The following is a 3781-nucleotide window of genomic DNA, read 5'->3' on the forward strand; positions in this document are numbered from 1 at the left end:
GGCCGGTGGTAGAGGCGAAGGCCCACGAGGAAGTTGCGGCCCGGCGCGGGTTCGAAATAGCGCCCGAAGTTGGCGTTGATGCGGAGGTTGTCGATGGCGTCGGTATCGAGCAGGTTGTTCACAGCGACGAAGCCCTCCGCATGCAGCCGACCCTGGCTCCAATGCCTGCCGATACGGGCATTCAACAGGGTCTGGGAACCCTCCCGAACGGTATTCGCATCATCGGCGAAACGGTCGCCTGTATAGAGCAGGTCGGCAACCGCGAACCGTCGGCCGTCACGCCAGGCCGCCTCTAGAAACAGCTGCTTCCGGGGCAGGCCGGGTAGACGGTTGCCGTCCAGGCGCTCGTCGTCCACGACGAACTCACGGTAGCGAAAATCATTCAGGCTCGCGGCCGCACGCAGGTTCCATTGCGGATTCGGCCGCAGGTCCAGCCCGATCTCCAACCCCTCGCGGGCGGTGCGGCCGGCGTTGCGGTAGAAGTTTCGCCCTCCCTCCTCGAGCTGGAACGGCACCAGTTCGTCGCGCACCCGGGCTGCATAGGCGGTCACGTCGTAGCTCACGATGCCCGCCTCACCGCGCACACCCAATTCCATGCTACGGGCGCGCTGCGACTCCACGTCGGGGTTGAAACCACCCGTGCCTGCGGGATTGGCAAACTCGGTGAAGGTGGGGGTCTCGAACGCCGTGGCCGCATTGACGAAGGCCTGCTGACCGGGCCACCAATGCCAGATCAGGCCGCCGCTCGCACTCGTCTCGTCGAAAACACGCCGGCCGGACAGGTCCTCGCCCCCGGCCCGGAGGCGGTCGTCGATGTCGAAACGGATCCGGTCATGGCGCACGCCGAGGGCGAGGTTCCAGTCGTCCCCGAGCAGCGTGTCGGTCTGCACGAAGACACCGCGGGTGCGCGCTCGCTCTCGCTGATCGAGTGCCAGTGGCCCTGCCACCGGCTCACCCGGCGGGTTACACGACGCCTCCAGGGCCGCGTTGATGCAGTTTCGGGTCCGGTCGTCGCGCTGGCGTTCCAGGTCCAGACCGAACAGCGCCCGGGTCGGGCCGAGGTCCCGCTCGTAACCGAGATTCACGCCATGGAAGTCGCGCTCATAGGCTACCTGGCTGCTGCCGAAGAACGGGAGCTGCTGGGCGTAGTCGCGGTGGGTCCTGAAGGCACCAAGCCGGAGCTGGCCCTCACCGACCGGCTGACGCCACTGCGCACCCAGCGTCAGCTGTTCCGCAGACTGTCGGCTGTCCAGCCGCTGCGCCAGCGGAGCCGCGGCACGGCGATCGGCGTCGAGCTCGGCACGCGTGAGCGCACCCGGATCCTCGGTCAGCGGGGCGTCCAGGTAGCGCAGGTGGAGGTTCAGGTCGCCCGAGTCGAACGCCTGCGCGGCGTGGAGGCGCAGCAACTGCTTTTCTGCGCGCGACTGGTCCCGGTAGCCGTCAAAACGGAGATCGTGAAAGGTCAGCGAATAGGAGCCTGAAGCGAGCCGGGCTTCGCTGGTGGCTTCGAGGCGCTGGAAGCCGTTGCTGCCGAGCAGCGCGCCGCCCCCGTGGCCGCGCGGGTCGCTGCCGTCGCGGGTCGAAATGGCCACCACGCCTCCGGTGGCATTCCCGTACAGGGCCGCGTTCGGACCGCGCAGTACCTCGATCGAACGTGCGTTGAGCAGATCGATCGCGTCCACCTGCGACTGGCCGTCGGGCGTGGTCTCGGGGATCCCGTCCTGGAGGATGCGCAGTCCGCGGATGCCGAACGGGGCACGGGCGCCGAAGCCGCGGATGGAAAGGCGCACATCCTGGGCAAAGTTGTAGCGGTTCTGCGCGAACACCCCCGGGATCCGGTTCAGCGCCTCGTCCATCTGCAGACCCTGCCGTCCCTGGGTTGCGTCGTCGGCATCCACCACGTCGACTGCGGCGGGAAGGTCGCTGAGGGGCATGGCCAGGCGCGGCGCGGTGACCGTGACCGTGATCGGCTCCAGCACCTCCTGTGCGAGAACCGGTGCCGCGGCCAAGACAGAGGACAGCAGGAGGCCGGCGAGCGCAGAGTGGTAGACCGCGGCGTTCCGGCGCGGGAGAGGCGCCCGGCAGCGCGTGCCGGGCAGCAGAAGGCGGCGTGTCCGGCCCCTCACCACATGTAGGGCATCATCCGCCCCATCCGCCCCATGGTGGAATCGATGGAGGTGGTCATGATGTCGATGTTGATGTTCAGACGGCGCATCTCCTCGGCCATGACCGGAACCCCGGTCATCTTGTCGTCCATCGAGTCCATGGTGCTCGCAATCCGTTCCATGTCGCCCCGCATATCGCGCATGTCTTCCGCCATCTGCGGCATCACCGCCAGCATCTGCCGGGTCTCATGCAACACGTCCTTCATGTCGTGCAGGATCACCGCCAGCGCATGCCCGGAATCCAGGGTCTCGGCCTCGGCTTCGGCCACCCGCCCCCGCAGCTCCTCGATCCGGGCACGAAAATCGCCTTCCGGCCCGTCCCTGACGGCCTCTGCCTTCTCCAGCTCCTCGGGAATCGGGTCCGGCGCGGCGTGCGGCCAACCCGTCTGGGCCTGCGCGCCGGCCGCGCCGAATGCCTGCGACAGGGCATACAGCGCCAGGGCCAGGGTCAGCAGGAACAGCGCCGCGGTCCAGCGGAAAAGGCGTTCCAGCCGCTGCAGCCTGCGCTCGCCGGACAGGGCGATGCGGGCCAGGTCCGCGATGGCTGCCGAGGTGTCGCTTTGACTCACGCGGGTCTGGTCCATGGCGGGCTCGCTCCAAGGTGGATGGGGGCCATCGGCCTACACGACTACCGTACGCCGGGGTGGGCTTCCCGGCTAGTGGGCCATGCCTACCCGCATTTGCTCTCGCCGCAATTCAGGCAGGTCAGGCAATTGTCCATGGACACCACGGCCCTGGTGTTGCACTTGCCACACAGCAGGGCGCCGGGCGGAAAGGCGTCACCGGGGTCGGTCTCGGTCCTGGCCAGGTTGCGGCTGGCCTCGAACTGGGTACGCTTTTCCTCGATGTGCCTGCGCTGGTGCTCGTCCAGTCCATCGTCCTTGATCAGGCCGATCATGCGCATGTGACCCTCGATCGCGTCGCCGATCTCGGCAACCAGCGAGGGCATGTACTTGCCGCCCTTCTTGAAGTAGCCGCCGCGCGGGTCGAACACCGAACGCAGCTCCTCGACCAGGAAAGTCACGTCGCCTCCCTTGCGGAAAACCGCCGAGATGATCCGCGTCAGCGCCACGATCCACTGGAAGTGATCCATGTTCTTCGAGTTGATGAAGATCTCGAAGGGTCGGCGCAGCTCGTGTTCGGTGCCGGGATTCAGCACCACGTCGTTGATGGTCACGTACAGCGCATGCTCGGACAGCGGCGTCTTGATCTTGTAGGTGGACCCCATGAGCATCTCGGGCCGCTCGAGCTTCTCGTGCATGTGGATGACCTTGCTGGCCGGATCCTCCACGGCCCGTTCGCCACCGGCTGCAGCTTCCGCCACCGGCTTGTCGTCGCGGGCGACCTCGAAACCGATGATCTTCTTTTCAATCTGGATGGTCATGATCTCGCTCCGCGCTCAGAACTTGCCGTAATACCCTTCCTTCAGGGCATCGTAGAGGTTGGCGGCCGTGTGGGTCTCGCCGTCGTATTCGACTTCCTCGTTGCCCTTGGCCTCGATCACGGTGCCGTCCTCCAGGGCGAAACGGTAGGTCGTGCCGGCCAGATCCTTTTCCTTGACCAGCACGCCCTGGAAGGCCTCCGGGTTGAACCGGAAGGTGGTGCAGCCCTTCAGG

The 3781-nt window shown here is 66.7% G+C and carries 3 protein-coding genes and 1 pseudogene; all 4 read right to left on the bottom strand.

What is annotated here, in order from left to right; genetic code table 11:
* Nucleotides 1-2009: TonB-dependent receptor (locus EA346_RS08805; protein ID WP_296757663.1), on the bottom strand; the 2009-nt coding region annotated here is incomplete at its 3' end.
* Nucleotides 2010-2122: 113 nt separating this feature from the next.
* Nucleotides 2123-2749, bottom strand: a complete 627-nt coding sequence (locus tag EA346_RS08810) for a hypothetical protein (protein WP_296757666.1) — start codon at nt 2747-2749, stop codon at nt 2123-2125.
* An 86-nt stretch (nt 2750-2835) separates the two neighbouring features.
* Complete coding sequence (locus EA346_RS08815; RefSeq protein WP_296757670.1) at nt 2836-3549, bottom strand: NrdJb; 714 nt, start codon at nt 3547-3549, stop codon at nt 2836-2838.
* A gap of 15 nt (nt 3550-3564) precedes the next feature.
* Nucleotides 3565-3781: pseudogene (locus EA346_RS08820) on the bottom strand (ribonucleoside-diphosphate reductase, adenosylcobalamin-dependent); the annotation flags it as partial.

This window comes from Thioalkalivibrio sp., from assembly GCF_007692535.1.
Taxonomy (GTDB): Bacteria; Pseudomonadota; Gammaproteobacteria; order Ectothiorhodospirales; family Ectothiorhodospiraceae; genus Thioalkalivibrio.